18 protein-coding genes are annotated in these 22506 nt (G+C 37.1%); 4 read left to right on the forward strand and 14 right to left on the reverse strand.

Annotation, left to right across the window (positions count from 1 at the left end; translation table 11 throughout):
* The first annotated feature begins 60 nt into the window (after positions 1-60).
* On the forward strand, positions 61-3810 hold the full coding sequence (locus M0R38_03090) for a T9SS type A sorting domain-containing protein (protein MCK9480731.1): 3750 nt from the start codon (positions 61-63) through the stop codon (positions 3808-3810).
* 74 nt (positions 3811-3884) lie between these two features.
* On the opposite strand, the gene fmt is transcribed toward M0R38_03090, so the two are convergent.
* Positions 3885-4811 carry a methionyl-tRNA formyltransferase gene (fmt, locus tag M0R38_03095; GenBank protein MCK9480732.1) on the reverse strand — a complete coding sequence of 309 codons (927 nt, stop codon included), beginning with the start codon at positions 4809-4811 and terminating at the stop codon, positions 3885-3887.
* 83 nt (positions 4812-4894) lie between these two features.
* Between fmt and M0R38_03100 the strand changes: the two genes are divergently transcribed.
* Together M0R38_03100 and M0R38_03105 are read left to right on the forward strand one after the other, a co-directional pair.
* A complete protein-coding gene (locus M0R38_03100) occupies positions 4895-8671 on the forward strand; it encodes a gliding motility-associated C-terminal domain-containing protein (GenBank protein ID MCK9480733.1) in 3777 nt (1258 codons plus the stop codon).
* Between the two features lie 60 nt (positions 8672-8731).
* Positions 8732-9769, forward strand: a complete 1038-nt coding sequence (locus M0R38_03105; GenBank protein ID MCK9480734.1) for a formimidoylglutamase — start codon at positions 8732-8734, stop codon at positions 9767-9769.
* A 165-nt stretch (positions 9770-9934) separates the two neighbouring features.
* On the opposite strand, the gene rpsU is transcribed toward M0R38_03105, so the two are convergent.
* The 11 genes from rpsU to ubiE all read right to left on the reverse strand — a co-directional run bounded on the left by rpsU (position 9935) and on the right by ubiE (position 19810).
* Positions 9935-10129 carry a 30S ribosomal protein S21 gene (gene rpsU, locus M0R38_03110; protein MCK9480735.1) on the reverse strand — a complete coding sequence of 65 codons (195 nt, stop codon included), beginning with the start codon at positions 10127-10129 and terminating at the stop codon, positions 9935-9937.
* Between the two features lie 76 nt (positions 10130-10205).
* Positions 10206-11345 carry an acyl-CoA dehydrogenase family protein gene (locus M0R38_03115; protein ID MCK9480736.1) on the reverse strand — a complete coding sequence of 380 codons (1140 nt, stop codon included), beginning with the start codon at positions 11343-11345 and terminating at the stop codon, positions 10206-10208.
* A gap of 101 nt (positions 11346-11446) precedes the next feature.
* Positions 11447-12343, reverse strand: coding sequence for a helix-hairpin-helix domain-containing protein (locus M0R38_03120; GenBank protein MCK9480737.1), 897 nt, complete (start codon positions 12341-12343; stop codon positions 11447-11449).
* Positions 12343-13446: a DNA-processing protein DprA gene (dprA, locus tag M0R38_03125; protein ID MCK9480738.1), complete on the reverse strand. Its 1104-nt coding sequence runs from the start codon at positions 13444-13446 to the stop codon at positions 12343-12345. Before dprA ends, M0R38_03120 begins: the two co-directional genes overlap by 1 nt.
* Positions 13443-14597 (reverse strand): cysteine desulfurase, encoded by a 1155-nt coding sequence (locus M0R38_03130; protein MCK9480739.1) that lies wholly within the window; start codon positions 14595-14597, stop codon positions 13443-13445. Before M0R38_03130 ends, dprA begins: the two co-directional genes overlap by 4 nt.
* Positions 14598-14600: 3 nt before the next feature.
* The gene (gene speB, locus M0R38_03135) at positions 14601-15500 is read right to left on the reverse strand and encodes an agmatinase (GenBank protein MCK9480740.1); all 900 of its coding nucleotides are present in this window, start codon (positions 15498-15500) and stop codon (positions 14601-14603) included.
* A 12-nt stretch (positions 15501-15512) separates the two neighbouring features.
* On the reverse strand, positions 15513-16073 hold the full coding sequence (gene efp, locus M0R38_03140; protein MCK9480741.1) for an elongation factor P: 561 nt from the start codon (positions 16071-16073) through the stop codon (positions 15513-15515).
* Positions 16074-16174: 101 nt separating this feature from the next.
* Positions 16175-17254 carry an LptF/LptG family permease gene (locus M0R38_03145; GenBank protein MCK9480742.1) on the reverse strand — a complete coding sequence of 360 codons (1080 nt, stop codon included), beginning with the start codon at positions 17252-17254 and terminating at the stop codon, positions 16175-16177.
* A 4-nt stretch (positions 17255-17258) separates the two neighbouring features.
* Positions 17259-18377, reverse strand: coding sequence for a tRNA guanosine(34) transglycosylase Tgt (gene tgt / locus M0R38_03150; GenBank protein MCK9480743.1), 1119 nt, complete (start codon positions 18375-18377; stop codon positions 17259-17261).
* The gene (locus M0R38_03155; GenBank protein ID MCK9480744.1) at positions 18378-18959 is read right to left on the reverse strand and encodes a PorT family protein; all 582 of its coding nucleotides are present in this window, start codon (positions 18957-18959) and stop codon (positions 18378-18380) included.
* A 110-nt stretch (positions 18960-19069) separates the two neighbouring features.
* Complete coding sequence (ubiE, locus tag M0R38_03160; protein ID MCK9480745.1) at positions 19070-19810, reverse strand: bifunctional demethylmenaquinone methyltransferase/2-methoxy-6-polyprenyl-1,4-benzoquinol methylase UbiE; 741 nt, start codon at positions 19808-19810, stop codon at positions 19070-19072.
* 76 nt (positions 19811-19886) lie between these two features.
* On the opposite strand from ubiE, the gene yihA reads away from it, so the two are divergent.
* Positions 19887-20486: a ribosome biogenesis GTP-binding protein YihA/YsxC gene (yihA, locus tag M0R38_03165; protein ID MCK9480746.1), complete on the forward strand. Its 600-nt coding sequence runs from the start codon at positions 19887-19889 to the stop codon at positions 20484-20486.
* A gap of 59 nt (positions 20487-20545) precedes the next feature.
* Here yihA and M0R38_03170 read toward each other — a convergent pair whose 3' ends face one another.
* Positions 20546-20932, reverse strand: a complete 387-nt coding sequence (locus M0R38_03170; protein MCK9480747.1) for a helix-turn-helix transcriptional regulator — start codon at positions 20930-20932, stop codon at positions 20546-20548.
* A gap of 161 nt (positions 20933-21093) precedes the next feature.
* Complete coding sequence (locus tag M0R38_03175; GenBank protein ID MCK9480748.1) at positions 21094-22455, reverse strand: 2-oxo acid dehydrogenase subunit E2; 1362 nt, start codon at positions 22453-22455, stop codon at positions 21094-21096.
* Positions 22456-22506 lie beyond the last annotated feature (51 nt).

A 22506-nucleotide genomic window follows, 5' to 3' on the forward strand; every position in this document is an offset into this window, starting at 1 on the left:
TAACATATTAGATACTTTTGACGGTCAAATCAATTTATACAATTTATAATTATCAGAATCATGAAAAAGAAGTATTACTTATTGGGAGCATTGGTGTTCCTATTTACTTGGCAACAATTAGATGCTGCCAGATGGTATGTTGATGCAAATGCAATAGGAATGTATAACGGCAAAAGCTGGAAAGATGCTTTTAAAGGACTGCAAGACGGTCTTGACAAAGCATCGGCTGGTGATACAATTTGGGTGGCAAGCGGTACATATTATCCGGTTAAATCACCTGCACCATCCGGAGATCCACGCGATGTAACTTTTTACTTAAAAGATAGAGTACATATTTATGGAGGATTTTCAGGTAGCGAAGTGGAATTATCAGACCGTAGATCTGATTCGTTAAATTTACATGTCAAATTTGAAACCATCCTTAGCGGAGATATTGGCACACCAAATAACGCTTCAGATAACGCTTATCATATTGTTATTTCAAATAATCTGTCCTCATTTACTCTGGATGGATTTACCATTTCTGGCGGTTTTGCTACTGACATGACTGCTCTGACAGTTGGGGGAAATGATATATATAGAAATGCAGGTTCTGGAATATATAACTATGAAACTCAAGGCGTTTATAGGCATTTAGTTGTCCGGGATAACCTTGCCTATAGTACTGATCCTGAATTAGGAGGAGGAGGAGGAATGTATAACTGGGAAATCAATGCGCAAGGCACTCTCTTGGTGGACCAGTCTATCTTTGTAGGCAATATTGCAAAAAACTGTAATGGTGGTGCAATGTATAACTCTAATAGCAGCGTAAACATTAAAAATTCGTTTTTCTATAAGAACGAAGCACATACAGATGATGAAGGAGGCGGAGCCATTGACAATAGAGAGGGTAGTGATTGTTTAATATCAGATGTTGTTTTCGAAGGTAATTTGTCAACCAATTCAGGTGGAGGGATTTATAATGATGGAAGTAAGCCTAAGTTAACCAACGTATTGTTTTTAAAAAATCAAGCAACCGGAAGCTGCGGTGGCGGTATGGATACCGATGGAGGCAGTGATGCAATCCTGAATAATGTAACTTTTCAAAGTAATTATGCAGCAGAAGACGGTGGTGGATTATATGGATGGAAGTCAAGCCCTACACTCAATCATGTTTATTTCTATGATAACTATGCTGCAAATAATGGCGGAGGCATGTATTATTATAATACTTGTAAACCGGTTATTACAAATGCAATTTTTATGGAAAATAGTGCTGATAATTTCTTTGGAGGTTTTGGATTAGAAAGAGAATCCGAGGCAGTTCTTACTAATGTTTTGTTTGCAAAAAACACAGCAATTAATGAAGCCGGAGGTATGGGAGCATTAGGCTCTAATACAAAATTGATTGTAACAAATGCTACTATTGCCAACAATTCGACTAAAAATGGCAATGCCGGAGGTGGTTATGATATGGGTTCTACAACTACTTTACGTAATTCAATCATTGCTAAGAATACACCGGATGATGTCACTATTAATCCTTTTTTAGCAACACTGGTTTTTCATTCTTTAATTGGAGATACTTACATTGAAGACGGTAGTGTGAATCCAAGTGGCTCAACCGTAACTACAAGTTATTTTGAAGACCTGGCAAATGATGATTATAGATTGGATGTTACAAGTATGGCAATAGACTTGGGAGATTCAAATTTTTATGCACCTGCAAAAACTCCTGATTTGTCTTCAATAAAAACTGATTTGAATGGTGATAACAGGTTTTTAGGCAAAAATGTTGATTTAGGTGCTTATGAACGTTGTGCTCAGATTTTAGCTCCTTCAGGATTGGTTGCTAAATCTCCAAACCACCCTGTGTTAAGCGGTAGTTCAATTACTTTTACTCTAACTCCAAAAAATGCAGGAGTTAATCCTACGTTCCAATGGTATAAGAATGGTTCCGCCATATTAGGAGAAACAAGCATGAGCTATGCAGGTACTACCGGAACTGATTTTAATGATAAAGATACAATCTGGGCGATGATTTATACACATGAAACTTGTTTAAGCCCGACAGATACTGCAAGTGCTAAAGCTATTGTTGAGATTTGCCCTCAAGTGCTTGTGCCCAGTGCGGCAATTCTCCTGTCAACCGGCACCCTTGTTCCCGCAGGTACTCCTGTTTCTTTTTCACTTGATTTGAATAATGTTGGAATGAGTCCTGTGATTGAATGGTTTAAAAATGGCAAAAAGATTCCGCTGCAAAGTGGAATTACATATAATGCAACAGCCGGCAATAACTTCGCAGATGGAGATACTATCTGGGCTACTGTAGTTTCTTCTGACCCTTGCGCAATGCCTAAATCTACTATGAGTAACAAAGTTGTGATGAATATTTGTGCAAACGTGCTTATCCCTTCTGCAACAATTTCAAAGAATACAGGTAGCCTTGTCCCTAACGGCACGAATGTTACTTTTACTTTAAGTCCGGTAGATGCAGGCAGTTCTCCTGATATTGAATGGTATAAAAACAGTGTATTAATTGCCGGTCAAACTACTACTACGCTGAATATTATTGCAGGTTCTGATTTTAATACTGGCGATACAATTTGGGCTAAAGTGCTTGCTAATGATCCTTGTGTTGTTCCTAATAATGCATTTAGCAATAAGGAAATTATGTCAATCTGTTCAAGCACTGTTATACCTACTATTTCAATTTCTATTGATAAACCCAGAGTGGTGCCATCAGGAACGGTTGTAGCATTTTCTTCAATCGCTACAGACGCAGGAGCGAGCCCGGTTTTTGAATGGTACAAAAACGGAGTTTTAATACCTTCAGTTTCAACTTCATATTATTTTGCTACTGCCGGAATTGACTATGTCGATGGTGATTCTATTACAGCAAAGTTAATTTCAAGCGAACCGTGTGCTGTACCTAATAACGGAATGAGTAATGCAATAACTTTGTCAATTTGTGCCAATGTTTTACAACCTAAGATTTCAATTTCTATAACCCCTCAAACAATGGTTCCTGTTGGGGCTACGGTAACATTTAGTGTGCAAATTGAAGATGTTGGAGACAATCCGACTATTGTATGGTACAAAAATAATACAGTAATCGCAGGTCAAAATAATGCGATGACCTATGAAGCTGTTGCCGGAAATGATTTTGTTGAAGGAGATTCAATCTGGGCAAAGGTTATCTCAGTTGACCCTTGCGTAGTTCCAAACACTGTTTCAAGTAACAAACTTGTTGTAGAATTTTGTCCTTTGACACTAACTCCAAGTGCTACACTAAGCAAGGATGTTAATTCAGGGGTGTTTGCTGGAACTGAGGTTGAGTTTGTATTGACAGTAAATGATGCAGGAGCCACTCCAACTATAGAATGGTTTAAGAACAATGTGCTCATCCCTTCTGTAAATGGAATGACATACACAGCAATAGCTGGAACTGATTTTGACAATGGAGATACTATTTGGGCTAGAGCGTTGGCTTCAGACCCTTGTGCGCTGCCTGATAATGCCGTATCTAATAAAATGGTGATGACTGTGTTTGGGTTAGGAGTGCAAAGTCTTGCATCAAATTTTGATATTAAGTTAGCTCCAAATCCAAATAGTGGAAACTTTGTGTTGACTGCCAACTTTGTTACCGGAGCTAACTATCGCGCTGATGTAACAGATGTGTTGGGAAGAAAAGTTTATTCTGAAAATTTCATTGGTAGTCAAAACAGCCAAGAGTTTTCAATGCCGGTTACATTGACACCCGGTGTTTATATGCTTTCAATACACAACAATGAAATGGGAACTCAAACCATCAGGTTTGTGATTGAATAAAAGTGTGTTTGTTTCATAATAAAAAAGGCGGTTAACAATAACCGCCTTTTTTTGTGAAAATTCGTGAATACTGCTCAGTCTCGATAACCCAATAGGAAGTCTGCAATTTTCATCCTTTTTTTTCCTTCTTGTTGAATTTCTGTAATCAAGATGTTCTGATCTGCACACCCTACAAGTAATTGTTTGTTTGTTATGCTCCATTCACCCGGAGAAAGTGTGGGGATGGAGGCTGTTTCAGATAGTGCAGTTGCATATACTTTAAAAATTTTGTCATTATGTTGTGTTCTGGCAACAGGATAAGGAGCAAGTCCTCTCACAAAGTTATAAATGGCTGATGCGTTTTGTTCCCAATTAATATAGCAGTCTTGAGGGAAGATTTTTGGAGCCGCTTTTAATACTATTCCATCAACAGATTGGGTTGAACTTCTAACTGTGTTATTTTGAATTTGTATAAGTGTTTTGTTTACTAAATCCGCCCCTTCAAACATGAGCTTGTCATGCAAAGTGCCGGCATTGTCTTGATTGGTTATCTCAACTTTAGATTGTAAAATGATTTTTCCGGTATCTAATTCCTTTTCAATAAAGAATGTAGTTACTCCAGTTTCTTTTTCACCATTTATAATGGCGTGATTAATAGGCGCAGCACCGCGATATTGGGGGAGTAAAGATGCGTGAAGGTTGAATGTTCCTTTTGATGGTAGCGCCCACACTGTTTCCGGCAACATGCGAAATGCAATCACAACTTGTACATCAGGATTTAATGTTTTTAATTCTGAAAGAAATGATTCTGATTTTAGATTGGAAGGTTGTAAGACATGAAGACTTAACTCTTCTGCCATTTTTTTTACAGCAGAACTTTGAACAGCTAAACCTCTTCCTGCCGGTTTGTCGGGGGCGGTAACTACTGCTATAATTTGGAATCCTGATTGATGAATCTGTTTTAGTGAATAGGCAGCAAACTCAGGTGTGCCATAAAATACAATACGGAGCGGTGAATTCATTCTTTTATTTAAACAACTTTTGAGCTGCAAATTTCATCTAAATTACGACAACGAACCCTAAAATCACTTATTTTTGTTCTTTCATGCGGGAATTGATGCGCTTAATCTTGCTGTTGCTCTTATTTTCATTAGGAGTAAATCCTGCTACACTAAAGGCTCAAGAAGGTTTTGTTAAAAATCTGGGTCAATGGGAAGGCGATTTTGTAATGAAAGCTGCAATCAAGGGTGGTTTTATTTTTCTCGAAAAACAAGGAATGACTTGGATTCTATATAATTCAGACTCGCTCCATAAACTTCAACATGACAGATATACAAAAACAATACTTCCCGTACAAGTCGTTAAGTCTAAGTTTTTGAATGCAAACACCATTCCTGTTATTGAGAATTTTGAACCAAGTGAGGCATATTTTAACTTTTACCTTTCTCAAGATCAGAGTAAGTGGTTCAGTGGATTAAGGGCATATAAAGAAGTGTTATATAAAGATGTTTATCCCAATATTGACCTTCAAATACTTCACAATGCAATTGGAATTAAATATAACTTCATTGTGAGAGCAGGAGGCAATCCTGAATTGATAAAAATACAATATGAAGGTGCCGATAATCTTAGATTAACACAAGATGGGTTTGAAATACAAACAAGTTTAGGTGTAATGAAAGAGTTGCCCCCAGTTGTTTATCAAGAGATTGCAGGTGAAACAAAATCCATTCCTTGCGAGTTTGCTATTGATGGTAATATTTTAAGTTTTAAATTGAAGTCCAAGTTTAGCCGCAGGCATAGTCTGATTATCGACCCGATTTTAGTTTTCTCCACTTACTCAGGGTCCGATGCCGATAATTTTGGTTTTACGGCAACTTATGATTTGTCAGGAAATGGTTATGCCGGAGGAACGGTTTACAATTTCAATTTTAATGATACACAAGGATTCCCGGTATCTGCCGGTGCATACCAACTTACATTTAATGGCGGAGTGAATGAAAGCCCTTCCGGAAAATTTTCTTATCCGGCCCGAGACTGTGGGATTCATAAGTATTCACAAGATGGTTCTAAACTGTTGTTTGGAACATTTTTAGGGGGAACCCACAATGACCAACCACACAGTATGGTTGTGAATAATAAAGACAGGTTGGTTGTGTTTGGTTCTACACGCTCAAGTGACTTCCCAAAAACACAACAGCATTTGAGTTATGATAATCATAATTCACCGAATGTAAATTACAATATTTTTGTTTCAATATTCAGCCCGGACGGGAAATCTCTCGTGTCTTCTGCGTTGGTTGGAGGTGTTGGAAATGATGGTATTAATGGAGATTTGACACAATACACAATGGCAGAATTGCCATTGTTGGCTAATTACGCAGATGACTTTAGGGGTGAAGTAATTGTAGATGAATTTGATAATGTTTATGTAGCTTCCACATCGAGTTCATTGGATTTTCCTTTGGTAAATCCATTTGTTTCTACCTATTACAGTCCTCAAAGTGGTGTAGCTTTTAAACTTAGCAGTGATTTATCTACGCTGCTTTGGAGTAGTTATATAGGGACAGGAAAGGTAGGAGATTTTAAAAATTTAGATGCAGCCTTTGGAATTGCTTTAGGTACTGACAACGATGTGTTTGTGTGCGGAGGTACAAATAATGGAGAATTCTTTAAAACATTAGGAGGGCAAAGGTCGTTTATGAGCGGAAACAAACCTGACGGCTATATTATTCGTATTCAAAAAGAAACCGGAGGATTGCTTGCCGGTACCTTAGTAGGAACTGATGACTATGATCAATGTTATATGATTAAAACAGACAAGGAGGGCTTTCCTTATGTGTTTGGACAAACTTTAGGCAAATTTCCTGTTACGGGTAATGTATATAAAAACGATGGTGCAACGCAGTTTGTGGCTAAGTATAATAAGGATTTAAAAAGTGTTGTTTTCTCAACAACTATTGGCTCTGGACACAATACCAGCGATATTTCGCCAACAGCATTTTTGATTGATGATTGCGGCAAAATTTATGTCTCAGGTTGGGGTGGACAGGTTAATTCGCTTTATGGTTTCAGCAATGGTTCTACTTATGGTATGCCCATAAGTCCGGATGCTTTTCAGAAAACTACGGATGGTTCTGATTTTTGGTTAGCAGTGTTTGCAAAGGATATGCGAGAGTTAATCTATGCTACTTATATGGGTGGAAAATCCACTCCGTTTGCAAGTGCTTATGAACACGTAGATGGGGGCACGAGCCGATTTGATGCCAGAGGAGTGATTTATCATTCTGTTTGTGCAGGCTGTTCCAACAATAGCTTGTTCCCCACTACAGAAGGAGCATTTAGCAGGGTTAACAAGAGTAGCAATTGCAATAACGCACTCTTTAAATTCGATATGGATCAATTGAATAAGAAGCCTGTTGTTAGCGATACTGTTTTTACTGTTATGGTTGGACAGACTTTGAATTTCTCATATTTTGGAACCGATACAGATAAGGACGATGTACTCAAACTTTCTTTCACCTCTGACTATATCAATGGTAGTATCCCTTTGCCTCATATACAAGTTACTACATTGCCTAATACAGACACGGTTTGGGCATCCTTTTCTTGGAAGCCTAATTGTGATCATTTGACCGGTGATACGATTTATTTGAAAGTAAAAATCGAAGATGGAGGTTGTCCTCACAGTGATTCATCTTTTGCTTATATTAAAATCTTAGTTACAGAACCCCCTTTAGCCCATGGTCCTGATATTTTGTGTCTTGACTATTTACTGAAAAATGAGACTAAAATTGAATGGAAAGATTTTGACACAGATGCTTATTTTGCAAAAGCCTATCTTATTTGCAAATATCCTGATGGTACCTTGCATTTGGTTAAGACTATTTTGAATGGTAAGTCAGATTTTATTATTCAGGACGGTATTTTAGATTTGAAAATACAGAATTATTGCTACTTCATTGTAACTGAAAATATTTGTGGCAGAACCGATACACTTGATTATATGGTTTGTTCCAAAGATGAGTATGAATCCCCCATTGTTGGCAGTCAACTCATTACTGTTACTGTGCCTGAAGACAATAAAAGCGTACAAGTGGTTTGGTCTATGAGCCATGAAGATGATTTTAAAGGGTATAGATTGTATAGAGGGCAAAATGTACAAGGGCAGATTGTTTGGAGGGAACTTACTGATGTTACTAATGTGTCAGATACTGTCTTTACAGACAGGACTTTTGATGTGAGCAAGGAGTCATATTGTTATTGTTTGCAGGTGGTTGATAAATGCGGACATATCAGTGATACTTCAAATTTGGGTTGTAATATTGTACTCAAAGGAGTTTCAGAACGTTGGTATTTTGACTTAAATTGGAATCCTTATCGCAAATGGGATTCGGGTGTCAAAGAATATGTTTTAAGTCGTAGTGTGGATACCGGAAGTTTGAGACCGATTGTAAGTGTTGTTCAGTCCGTGAATAGTTATAGAGATGGAGATCTTGACTATTGGTGGGGAGGTTATTATTACCATGTTGATGCTTATCAACAACAAGACACTGGACAAAGGTTTAATGCAGTCAGCTCATCTAATACAATTTACTTGGTTCAACCGCCTTTGTTGCATGTACCTAATGCCTTTAGCCCCAATGGAGATGGTACAAATGAAGTTTGGGGTTTTGTTCCGGTTTTTGTGAAAGAGTTTAATATTAAAGTTTTCAATCGCTGGGGTGAGAAAGTATTTGAAACTGACAATAAAGGGTTTCAATGGGATGGAAACTATTTCGGTCAAGAATCTTTCGATAATGTCTTTATTTGGATTGCTACATATAAGGGTTGGGATGATAGTTTCCACAAGCAACAAGGTACTGTTACGGTGCTGAAATAAAAATCCTGATACTGTATTTGCATCGCTTGTTAAAATCATACTTTCGCATCTGATATTACTATGAAAAATCTGATTTCGGTTTCAAAAGTTGACTTACAAAGTCTTACTGCTGTGAGGGTGGGGGAGACAAAGTTGGGTGAATGCTTAGACACTGTGCCTCAAGACGAAAGTGTTGAAAGTTATCTTGCAAAATCTGTATCAAAATTTGTCCTTTTAGGTGTACCAGAAGACGTTGGAGTAAAAGCAAATTTCGGACGACCCGGAGCCGCTACTGCTTGGGAAAATACGTTAAAGAATTTTGTAAATATTCAGTCTAACCAACTTTTGCATGGCAATGAAATATTGGTCTTGGGATATGTAGATACCCATAAGCAAATGCAGCAAGCCCAACCTCTGAATCCTGCCATTCCTTCAGAACTAAACAAACTTAGAGATTTAGTGTCTGAAATTGATGAAATGCTTGTACCTATTGTAAAGCAGATTGTAGCAAATGGTAAAATCCCGATAATCATTGGAGGGGGACATAATAATGCGTATTGCAATATTAAAGGAACCGCACAAGCAAAGGGAAAAGGTATTAATGCTATTAATTTTGATGCTCACACTGATTTTAGAGCGTTGGAAGGAAGACATTCAGGAAATGGATTCTCTTATGCTTATAGTCAAGGTTTTTTGAACAAATACTTTGTTTTCGGGATACATGAATGTTATACTTCCGAAGCCATTTTTAAAGAAATGAACGACAAACAAAGCTGTATTCATTTCAACACGTTTGAACAAATGGCAATCAGACATGAAAAGGATTTTGAAGAAGAATTGTTAATGGCCACTGATTTTATTAATTCAACATCTTTTGGAATAGAGTTGGATTTAGATTCTTTGGCTTTTGTGCCCAGCAGCGCCATGACTGCAAGCGGCTTTCATATAGAACAGATGAGAAGGTTTTTACATGTGCTTGCTTCCAGCCGAAATGTTTCCTATCTTCATATTTGTGAAGCTGCGCCCTCCTTAGGTGATGATAAAAACCCCAATATAATTGGAAAATTAATCAGCTATTTAGTTGCTGATTTTGTGAAAGCGAATGTTCGGAGTATGTAATAAGCAGAGGCTTTTCTTGTATGTTATTTACGGTGTTTGAATACATGTTCAACTACGTGGGAACGAATGGTTAGCTGTTTTTCTAAAAGTTTTCGGCTTGAAAAACTATGGCAAAAAAAAGCTGTCCTGTTGGACAGCTTACATATTCGTTATGTTTCAAAGTTATTACGCCATTTCTGCACGTTGCATTTGCTGGCGATAGCGTGCTTTAATTAATTGCTTTCTCTTTTTAATAGAAGGCTTAGTGAAAGCTTGTCTTTCTCTAAGTTCTTTAACAACTCCGGTTCTTTCAAATTTCTTTTTGAATTTCTTTAAAGCTTTGTCTAATGACTCGTTTTCTTTGATGTTTACTATTAGCATTGATCCACTTCCTTTTTTTGGGTTCGCAAATATAAAAATCTTTTTTGTATTGACAAGTGTCAAAAAGTAAATTCTCTTATTTTAATATATCCCTTGCTATAACAAGCTTTTGAATTTCAGAAGTACCTTCTCCAATAGTACAAAGTTTGGAATCCCTGTAGTATTTTTCAGCAGGGAAGTCTTTTGTATAACCGTAACCTCCAAAAATTTGAACGCTTTCTGTAGCACATTTAACTGCAACTTCAGAAGCATAGTATTTTGCAAATGCAGATTCTTTATTGACTCTTAACCCTTTGTTTTTTAAGTCAGCAGCTTGTTGAGTTAACAGTGTTGCTGCTTCGATTTGGGTTTTCATGTCTGCTAATTTGAATCCAATGGCTTGAAAATCTGAAATAGGTTTTCCGAACTGATGTCTTTCTTTTGAATACTGCAATGCAGCTTCATAAGCCCCAATTGCAATACCTAAAGACAGGGAGGCAATTGAAATTCGTCCACCGTCTAATATTTTCATGGATTGAATAAAACCTTCGCCAACGTTACCAAGAATATTTTCCTTAGGTACCCTGCAATCTTCAAAAATCATTTCAGCAGTTTCGGATGCTCTCATTCCCAATTTGTTTTCTTTTTTACCTGCTTTAAAACCGGGGGTGCCTCTTTCAACTACAAAAGCAGTAATTCCGTGTGAGTCTAACAGCTCTCCGGTTCTTGCTAAAACTACGGCAACTTGACCTGATTTGCCATGTGTTATCCAATTCTTAGAGCCATTTATAACCCAATCATTACCATCTTGTTTTGCCACACATTGCATACGCATAGCATCAGAGCCTGTATTTGCTTCGGTTAAGCCCCATGCCCCGATCCATTCACCTGTGGCTAATTTTGGGAGCCATTTTAATTTTTGCTCCTCATTGCCAAACTGTAAAATATGACCGGTACACAGTGAATTGTGAGCAGCCATTGAAAGACCGATTGACCCGCATATTTTGGATATTTCGATAATGGCATCCATATACTCAAAATAACCCAAGCCGGAGCCGTTGTATTTTTCAGGAACTAAAATGCCCATTAAGCCGTATTCTCCCATTTTTTTGAATAAATCAATTGGGAATTCTTGTGACTCGTCCCATGTTTTGTACTCAGGTCGGATATACTTTTCTGCAAAGTCACGGCAAGTTTCACGAATAAGTTTTTGGCTTTCTGTAATTTCGAAATTCATATTGTTGGCTAATTCTTCTTAAGTCTGCGAAAATAATATTTAATTTCTTAATAAGTTATTTGTCTATCGCTTTGAGAATTGGTTTGTTAGAATTTGAATCTTTAAATCTCTGTTGATTGTTTAAAGTCTATATAAGGTTCAATTTTTTCAATATCCGATGCCTTCAAAGCTTTGATTTTATAAAGATCTTCAATAGAATGATAGTCGCCATGATGCATACGGTAATTGATAATCAATGAGGCTGTTTTGTTGTCTATATAAGGATGTTTGACCAAGTCTTTCCATTCAGCAGTGTTGATTGTGATTTTGTTGATTTTTTTAATATCCAAAAAGATGATTGAATCGTTTTTTGACAGTAAAGAGGAGTCAATACCCCAAACTTCTAAAAGTTGTGATGGGTCAAAAAATCCTCCTAATTTCTGTCTGTAATTGACTATCCTTTTACTTAAAGCAACGCCAATGCCTTTAAGTAACATCAATTCTTCTTCTTGAGCCGTGTTTAAGTCAATTTTGAGCGTGTTTGCTGAATTGGAGTGTGAAACAAAATTGTTTTGGATTGGTTTTGACGTATTGATTTGATATTCAAATATCATAAAAGGGGAGAGCTTCTCCACAAATGCGTCATCGATTCCATAAATTTTTTTCAAGTCATCGGGGGATTTCAGCGTTACTTTTTCTCTGTATTTGATTAATCTGTCAGCGAGCTTTGGATAGAACCCAAGTGCTAACAGTGTTTCGCGATTTGCGGTGTTGGGGTTAAAGGCAAAAAGGGTGGAATCCTTGTTTTGTCTTTCCTTTTGAAAAGCAATGAGTGCTTCTAATGAGTCGCGCAAGGAAGGATTGGTTGAAATGAATTGCTGTTTGGCGGTGTAATTATTGATTATGAAAAATGCGGCAGACAAGGAAAGCATGAGTATCACGAAAATCCAGACTACAATTTTTTCGTAGTAATAAAAGGTGAAATATGCTTTGAATATGGATTTGAATCGTTGTTTCATTATGAACGGATTTTGTAAACCTTGCCCGGCAGTGATATTACTATTCCCTTGAATTCCAAATCAAGCAGTATCATTGAGAGTTCACTCAATCCTATTCCGGATTCTGCAAAAAGAGTATCAATATGTTTTTCTCCTGAGCGCATTTGATTATATATTCGTTTTTCTTGCTCCGAAAGGTTTTGTTCTAAAGCAAAAGGACGTGTGTTTTTGTTACTTTGTTGATTCCATCCTAAATATTCTACCAGCTTTTCGGCACTCTCTACGCTCATAGCTTTGTTTGTGCTGATAAGTTTATTACAACCTTGAGAATAAATATCTGTAATCCGACCGGGCACAGCATATATTTCTCTGTCATATCCCCAAGCAAGCTCGGCTGTAATCATTGCTCCTCCTCTGTTACCGCTCTCAACAATGATTAGACCGTCACACATTCCAGCAACAATTCTGTTTCTTTTTGGGAAGTTCTCAGGGTTTGGAGGTTCGTCAGAGAAATGTTCTGTAATCAATGCTCCGCCTTCATCTAAAATCTCTTTTGCGAGACTTCGATTTCTCGGTGGTGAAATGGTTTTTAGTCCGTGTCCCAGAATGGCTGCTGTAGGAAGTTGGTTATTCAGTGCTTCTTTATGAGCGTATGTGTCAATTCCAAATGCAAGTCCACTCACAATCAGACAATTTGTGCCCATTAGTGCTTGTCCTAATGAATAGCAAAATTCGCGTCCATATTGAGTAGCATTACGAGTGCCTATTACTGCTAATACACGTTGGGCGTTTAAGTCGGTATTTCCTTTTACAAAAAGAAATAAAGGTGAATCCACACAATCTTTTAACCGTTGAGGATATTCTTTGTCAAAGTAAAAGTAAATGTTGATTCCCTTGGATTGAGCAAACTTGATTTCTTGGGCAATTCTGTCAAAGTCTTTGAATTTGATGATTGATTCTGCGGATTTTTCTCCTATATCAGGAATTTTAAGCAAACCGGATTTTTTTGATTGAAATACGGCTTCTGCTGAGCCACAATAGGCGATTAGACTTTTTGCCGTTTTATCCCCAATGTTAGGGACACTTTTCAATGCCACACCATAAATGAGTTCTTGTTCCGTCATTTTTTAGTTGTTTTCTCATTAAGAATGTCTGAAACTCTTTCTACTGCGGTCTTAATCTCTTCTTCTTTATTGAATTTTCCGAATGAAAATCGTATATAATTTCTATGAGGGTCAGCTCCAATTGCTTCTAATACATGCGATCCTTTGCTTGCTCCTGATGCACAAGCACTCCCGGCAGAAACAGCAATGCCATTTAAATCTAATTGAAACAACAATATGTCGGCAGGCAACCAAGGCGGAAATGATGTGTTAAGAACAGTATAAAGCCCTTTGTCTGAACCTATAAACTCAATCTCCGGAAATTGTTTTTGTAATGATTTTTTGAAAATACTCTTTAGATTTTCAATATGTTTTCTATCATGTTCCAACTCATTCAGAGAAATCTCCAGTGCTTTAGCCATGCCTGCGATACCGGCAATATTCTCTGTGCCGGCTCTATGTCCGCGTTCTTGCCCTCCCCCTGTTATAAACGGAGCAATCTTGTTACTTTTTCTAACATATAAAAACCCGACTCCTTTAGGTCCGTTGAATTTATGGGCGGAACCGGTTGCAAAATCAATTGGCAGCGCACCTAAATTAATTGGGTAATGACCCATAGTTTGTACGGTGTCTGAATGGAACAATGCATTGTATTGTTTACACAATTGTCCGATGCTTTCAAGATTATATAAGGTGCCGATTTCATTGTTGCCATGCATTAGGATCACTAGACAATGCGACAAATTTTGTAACTTCTGTTCTAACTCATCTAAGCGAATTTCGCCATGACGGTTTACAGTTAAATAATGCACTTTTACTTTGCCGTAATTTTCAAGATCTTCAACAGTATGCAATACCGCATGATGTTCAATAGGAGAGGTGATAATATGTTGCACTCCTAAGGAGGCAACAGACATCCTGATTGCAGTATTATCTGCTTCAGTCCCCCCTGATGTAAAAATGATTTCAGAGGCGTTTACATTTAAGAGTTGTGCAATTTTTTTTCTGGATTGCTCTAAGATAGTTTTAGCTTTTCTTCCTTCTGCATGAATAGAAGAGGGGTTGCCAAATACTTCAGATAGGAGCGGTTGCATTGATTCAAGAACTCTGCTGTCAAGTGGTGTTGTGGCAGCGTTGTCCAAATAAATCCTTGCCTTATCCAAATCCATCATGCATTATATTCTATTGTAAAATGAAAGGTAAGAAATGAATTTGTAGAGTAATTTAGCACAATTAAATTGTGTTAAAATTTCATTTTCCCTTGGGGCAATTTCAACAATGTCAAAACCAACAACATTGCATTTTTCTGCAACTTTTTTAAGCAATTGTGTGCCTTGATGCCATGTAAGCCCGTTAGGTTCTGCGGTACCAACGGCAGGCATAACGGATGGGTCAAATCCATCTGCATCTATGGTAACATAGACCGGAGCGCCTTTGAGTGTCTCTACTACTTTGTCTATCCAATCGGGGGTACTGTGTACCATGTGAGCATACCAAGTATGAATTGTGTCCGGATTGTTTTTTATAAGCATTGCTTCTTCTTTGCATTGTGCTCTGATTCCTACTTGTGTAAGCGGAACACCCAAGTCAAACACACGCGCTAATGCACTTGCGTGCGAATATGGATTATCTTGATAGGCAGTTCTTAAATCAGAGTGAGCATCAATCTGTAAGCATTTAATATTGGAATATTTTTCTTGGTAAGCGCGTACCATAGAAACGGCAATAGAGTGTTCAGCCCCAAGGGTTACAACAAATTTGTTGTTTGCTATTTGTTCTTTGGTCTTTTCATAAAGAAAATCAATAGCTTCTTTGTTTACTCTTCCCGCAATATCATAAGGCTCTAAGGTGCAGATTCCTACTTTTTGATATGCTTCATGATCAGTTTCTTCATCATAAAACTCGACAAAGTGAGAAGCCTTTAAAATCTCTTCAGGTCCTTTGTTAGAACCTTGTAAATATGAAGATGTATGTTCATATGGAAAAGATTGGATGACTATTTTACTTGAGCCGTATTCATATAGTCTTGGATCTTCAATTCCAAGAAAATTATCTTCTGTTGTTAAGAATTTCATTCTGTAAAGCTGTTATTTAACCCTTTCAACGTATTGTCCTGTGCGGGTATCAATTTTGATTTTTTGTCCTTCATCACAAAAAAGAGGCACCATTACTTCTGCACCGGTCTCTAATGTAGCAGGTTTAAGGGTGTTGGTAGCAGTATCTCCTTTTACACCCGGCTCTGTATAAGTAATCATTAATTCTACATGATTCGGTCCGGTAGCAGAGATCACTTTGTCGCCTTCAAATGAAGCAAGTACTTTCATTTCTTCTTTCATAAACTTTGCAGTGTCTCCAAACATTTGTTCAGGTATATAGATTTGTTCAAAAGTTTCACCATCCATACATACAAGGCTGTTTCCGTCTTTATATAAATATTGTAATTCGCGCACTTCCACTCTTACCATTTCAACTGACTCGTCAGTGCTGAAACGATATTCGGCAGATTTGCCATTCATTAGATTTTTCATCTTTGCTTGATAGAATGCCCGTAGGTTTCCAGGTGTTCTGTGAATAAATTCAACTATTTGATAGAGTTCGCCATTGAAACGGATGATAGCTCCGTTAGATAAGTCTGATGCTTTTGCCATAATCTGGTTTGTTTATAGTGGGGTGCAAAAATATAAAATTCAAGGTGACAAGCAAAATGCTAATCATTGTCAAAGTATATCAATAGTAAAGGTTTCTTCTACTATTTCTGTACTTTTCTATATAATATCCACGCAACACCCAAGTATAGAATATTGGGGATTGTTACGGCTAAAGGTGCGCTAATTAACCCTGTTGCACCATAACTATTGAAAAACTGTACTATGAACAGGAACCCAAAACTCAAACCTATCCCGATTCCTAAGTTTACTCCGATACCACCGCGAGATTTTTTTGATGAAACACACACACCAATGATGGTTAAAATAAAAGTAGAAAATGGCGAAGCCATCCGTCTGTATTTTTCTGTGGTATATAAATATACGTTCTCGGAACCTCTTTCCAATTCGGCTTGAATAATATTGTTTAACTCATTGTTGTCAAAAGTTTGCAAATCTTCTATGCGCAAAAAGAAATCTGAAGGATCAAAAAGAATGGCAGTGTCTAAAGTGTTGTAGCTGTTAATGGTTTGGCTTCCATCTTTGTTGTATGTACGAGAAAATACATCTTGAAGTTGCCATTTATTTGCTTCGTAATTATAACTGATGCGCCTTGCATAGGTTTTTGATAAGAGTTGTCCGTCTTGATATTGCTCTAACGTAATATTAGTGCCGGAGCTATCGTATTGGCTAAACCAATCAATAGAAAGGAACATGTCCGGTCGTATTTGACGATGAATACCCGAACGAGAATGAAGCATATTCCTGGTATATTTATTTTCAAACTCAGCCCTCTTTTTGTCTGCGTGAGGGATAATCCATCCGTTGAGGAAGAATGTCGCTATTCCCAACAACATTGCCGTAATAATATAAGGTCGTAAAAATCTTAAATAGGAAATACCGGAGGCTAACATTGCTACAATCTCCGTTCGTTGTGCCATCTTAGAAGTAAAGAATATTACCGATACAAAAACAAATATCGGACTGAACATATTCATTATCTGAGGAATAAAATTGAAATAGTATTGGAAGATAATTTCTTTTAATGGTGCTTTATTGGTTAAAAAATCATCTAGCTTTTCACCTATATCAAAGACAATAATAATAATACTGAACAAGCCTAATGTTACCAGAAATGTGGTCAGAAATGTTTTGATAATATATTTATCCAACTTTTTGAGCATTCGATTATAGTCTGCTTGTTAGTATAGGAAGTATTTGCCTTTTCCAGCTTTCAAAAGTATTGTCTTTAATCTTTTCACGCGCAGTCTCAACTAACCACATGTATAGCCTTAAATTTTGAAGACTTGCCACCATTGCAAAGAGCATTTCTTGCGCCATACACAAATGCTTGATGTATGCTTTGGAATATTCAGGAGTGAGGAGAGGGTCTAATGGAGTAAAATCATCTTTCCATTTTGTGTTTTTTAAATTGATGATGCCTTGTGTTGTAAAGACAGTGCCATTTCTACCGTTTCGAGTAGGCATCACGCAATCAAACATATCAACTCCCATTGCAATTCCTTCTAAGATGTTCTCAGGCTTGCCGACACCCATAAGGTAACGCGGTTTGTCCTTTGGTAATATTGCACAAACAGTTTCTGTAATTTCATACATCTTTTCAGTAGGCTCGCCAACAGAAACACCTCCGATTGCATTGCCTTCTCGTTCACACGATGCTACAAATTCAGCAGAACGTTTTCGCAAATCAATATAAGTGCTTCCCTGCACAATTGGGAACAGCGTCTGTGGATAGCCATATAGTGGTTCTGTGTTGTCAAATCGAGTTATACAACGAGTTAGCCAACGGTGTGTCAATTCCATACTGTTCTTGGCATATTCGTAATCGCATGGGTAGGGAGCACATTCGTCAAATGCCATAATGATGTCTGCACCAATTGCACGCTGAATATCCATAACGTTCTCAGGCGTAAAGAAATGTTTTGAGCCATCTATATGTGATTTGAATTCGGCTCCTTCTTCTTTAAGTTTTCTGTTTTCAGACAGTGAATACACTTGAAAACCTCCGCTGTCTGTGAGCATAGCGTTTTCCCATCCAATAAACTTATGAAGTCCGCCAGCTTGTTTAATAATATCTGTGCCCGGACGTAAATAAAGATGGTATGTGTTCCCTAAAATGATTTTTGCCAATAAATCACTGTGAAGTTGTTCTCTGTATATACCCTTTACGGTAGCTTGTGTTCCAACCGGCATAAAAACCGGTGTAGCAATTGTACCATGAGCAGTTTCAATTAAACCTGTTCTTGCATTGCTTTCTTTGGATGTATGCTGAATCGTAAATTTCATTTATTCAAAGTGAAAGGAAATCTGAAATAATCTGGTTTGTAAAAAATCGATAGAGCCATTGTAGATATATGAATCCTTTGAAATCATATTGGTGATGGAGTTTGACATTTTTATTTCAGGAGAAAATTTGAAGTATTGAGTATAAATATCTAAACCAAATCCAAATTCATATGAAACAGATTGCTTTTTCAGCGCAATTTGCTTAATCAAAGGTCCGCGCTGTTTGTCTTGTTTTGCACTAAAATCATGAGTAAATCTTGTACCTCCAATCACATACAGGTTGTAATTATTATGACGCTTCCCACGATATTTAACTAGAAGAGGTAAGTCGAACGAAACACTTTCTACTTCAATCATATCTGTTCTGTCTTTGAATTGAAAAAAAACATTTCGCTGTTCAAAATGTAGTTGTGGCAATGCCCGCAAATGCCAATGACTGCTGAGTCTTAAATTCATGATTCCCCCTAAACCAAATCCAGGGAAGCCCTGAGTGCGAATACTTAACAATGAATCTTGACTAAGAATATTTTGAACCGGGGTAATCTTAAATTTGCCATAATCTCCGGTGATTGTAAAGCCCATGTGAAAAGGGTTGACCTCATACCGCATCGGATCAATTTCTCCCCCCCTGGTACGTTTTATTTTTTGAGCATTAACTGAAAACCCAAATAAAAGCAGGATAAAGACCGGAATTACTTTATGGCTGTGTATAAACTGCAAATCCCAAACGTTAATTTTTTTTGCTTTGACTCTTTAAACCCTAAGTTATTCAATATGTCTAAAAATCTTTGTCCGTCAGGGAAAGCCAGCACTGATGCAGGTAAATAAGTATATGCTTTATTGTTCCCTGATACTAAACGCCCCCAAGCAGGTAAAATTGTCTTAAAATAAAAGTTGTAACATTGTTTAACGATAATTGTGGTGGGTTGAGAAAATTCCAACACGGCAATCATGCCTCCGGGTCTAATTACCCTATAAATCTCCGCAAGTCCTTTATGCATGTTTTCAAAGTTTCTTACTCCAAATCCAACCGTAACAGCATCAAAAGTGTTGTCATCAAAAGGAAGGTGAGTAGAGTCTGCAATGTGCAGGGAAATAGTTTCTTGTAACCCGAGTTTCTTAACTTTTTCTATACCAATATTTAACATTCCCTGTGATATGTCAACACCAATAATAGATTCAGGATTTGAATATTTGATAGCTGCAATTGCAAGGTCGGCTGTTCCTGTAGCAACATCAAGTATATGCTTCGGATTTACAGTGGCAATACGCTTGATAGCATTCTTTCTCCATGATTGATCAATGCCAAGAGATAAGAACCGGTTTAAGAAATCATATCTACGCGAAATGGAATCAAACATTTCTACAACTTGGTCTTTTTTGCCAAGCGTAGAATCCATATCCGGTTTTACGTTGTTTTGTGCTACTTGCATGTATTTGGACTATATTCGCGGGTGTATTTTGGAGGGGCAAATATAGTCTTTAAATCCCCTTTTTTACAAACTTTGTATGAGTGACAAATTAGTTAAAAGTGCCCTGTTTAAGGCTTCTTACCCAAACTATAAGAAGATGCCTGATTTTAATAAACCAGAGTTTGCCTTTATTGGCAGATCAAATGTTGGCAAATCGTCAATGATAAATATGCTTGCAGGTAGAAAAGAATTAGCACTCACCTCTTCAAAACCCGGGAAAACCAAGCAAATTGTATGCTTTGAAATTGATACTAATTGGATGTTGATTGATTTGCCCGGATTTGGTTATGCAAAAACATCAATGACCGAAAGAGCGGGAATGAGCGAATTGGTGAGTGGTTATATCAAAAATCGTAAACAATTGTTTTGTGTTTTTTTGTTAATAGATTTTAGATTGCCTCCGCAACAAATTGATCTGGATTTTATGGAATGGTGTGCTGTAAACCAAGTCCCATTTGTAATCATTTTTACAAAATCAGATAAGGTTAAATCCGGAGAAAGGGAGTTAAAGATTCAAGCATATAATGTTGTTTTGAAGGAAAATTGGGAGGAACTACCAATGCAATTTGTTTGTTCATCGCTCACTAAGGATGGAAGAGAGGATGTTTTATCATTTATTAAATCAGTGTTGCAATAAATAAAAAAGCCTCTTTGTAAACTAAAGAGGCTTTTTTATTTAATTTTTTCTTTAACTAGTTATTTTTCAAGTTGTCTGATAACTTTTTGTTGCAATTCTATGATTAGAGATTGGTAGTCAACAATTTTGTTAGAAGAAGTTGAGGATGCTCCTGTGCCGTTATGTGTGGTAGAAGAGGAGGTGGGAGCGTGTGGATTAATAATGCCGCTAACAAACATGTCGCCTGTGCCTAATATCAGCCATTCTGTACTGATTCTGTTTTTGAAAACTTCATAGATACTTTGAATTACTTCAAATGAAGGTTTTTTACCTTTTTCAATGTAATTGTTAATGTTTTGATAGCTAACATTTAATTCTTTAGCCATTTTTGATTTGTTTCCACCATAATAAGTTTCACAAATGATTTTTAATCTTTCACTTGGAGTGTTTATTTTGTCAGTTGTCATTTTGGATATTTATTAAAATTTCGGGAGCAAAATTAATGATAAGATTCTAGGAAACAAGAATGACAATCTATAATATCGCACAATCCGTCAAAGAATCACGATAAAAAATAATTGCATTTTGTCTTTAAAATTATTTAAGATGAAAGCGATTTGTAGATATTTTATATATATCTCTTATAATCAAAGTCTTCGAGGTAATCAGCTACTTTTCTAACAAAAGCACCACCCAATGCGCCATCAACTATCCTATGGTCGTAAGATAGAGATAAATACATCATATGTCTGATTCCTATCATATCACCTTGCGGTGTTTCGATAACAGCAGGCTTTTTTCTGATTGCTCCGGTAGCTAATATGGCAACTTGTGGTTGGTTTATGATAGGAGTGCCCATTACATTTCCAAATGTGCCTACATTGGTAATTGTAAATGTGCCTCCTGATGTTTCATCTGGTTTGAGTTTGTTTTCACGGGCTCGTTTTGCTAAATCATTTACAACTTTTGAAAGTCCTACAAGATTTAGTGTGTCAGAATTTCTAATTACAGGTACAATTAAATTTCCTGAAGGCAATGCTGTTGCCATTCCTATATTAATTGCTTTTCTTTTGATAATTTTGTCTCCATCTAAACTTACATTTATCATTGGCATGTCTTTGATTGCTTTCGCAATTGCCTCAATAAATATAGGTGTAAATGTAATTTTCTCACCTTCGCGTTTTTCAAATGAGTTTTTAACTTTATTTCTCCAAAGCACTAAATTTGTTACATCAGCTTCAACGAATGAGGTAACATGAGGAGAAACCGTTTTGCTCATTACCATGTGTTCAGAAATGAGCTTTCTCATCCTGTCCATCTCAATTATTTCGTCACCTTCCATTAAGGTTATTTTAGGTGCTTGAATATTTCTAACTAAGGTTGCAGCTTGCTCTCCAGCCTTGTTTGTTGTGTTTATAACCGGAGTTGGTTGAACACCTGAAATAGAAGGTTGTTGTTGTCCATTTTCAATAAATGCCAAAATATCTCTTTTGGTAACTCTGCCATTTGCACCTGTGCCTGCAATGTTTTCAAGTGCTTCCATTGAGATTCCCTCTGTTTTGGCAATGTTTAATACCAAGGGGGAATAAAATCTGCTTGCATCTGCATTGGATAAAGGCTGTGTTGATATTTGTGCACTCTGTATATCCTTATTGATTACATCAATAGCTTGTTCTACAGATGCAGCCATGTTGCGGTTTTGAGTAGGTGATTCTGTAGTTGGTTGAGAAGTGGAGTCTCCTGCGTTGCTCTCAATACCAATGATTGCAATAGGTGCGCCCACCGGAGCTACTTGTCCTTCAGAAAAAAGTTTTTTTACTAAAACTCCTTCAAAAGTAGAAGGGACTTCAGAGTCAACTTTATCTGTAGCAATTTCTACAACGGCTTCGTCATTGGCAATTTTGTCGCCTTCATTTTTAAGCCATTTCGTAATGGTAGCTTCTGCAATACTTTCACCCATCTTGGGAAGGATTAATTCTACTTCTTTCACGTGTTTTTGAATTAGTTAGTTTTGAGAAGTGCAAAAATGCACTTTTTTGTT

Source organism: Bacteroidia bacterium (assembly GCA_023228875.1).
Taxonomy (GTDB): Bacteria; Bacteroidota; Bacteroidia; order NS11-12g; family UBA955; genus JALOAG01.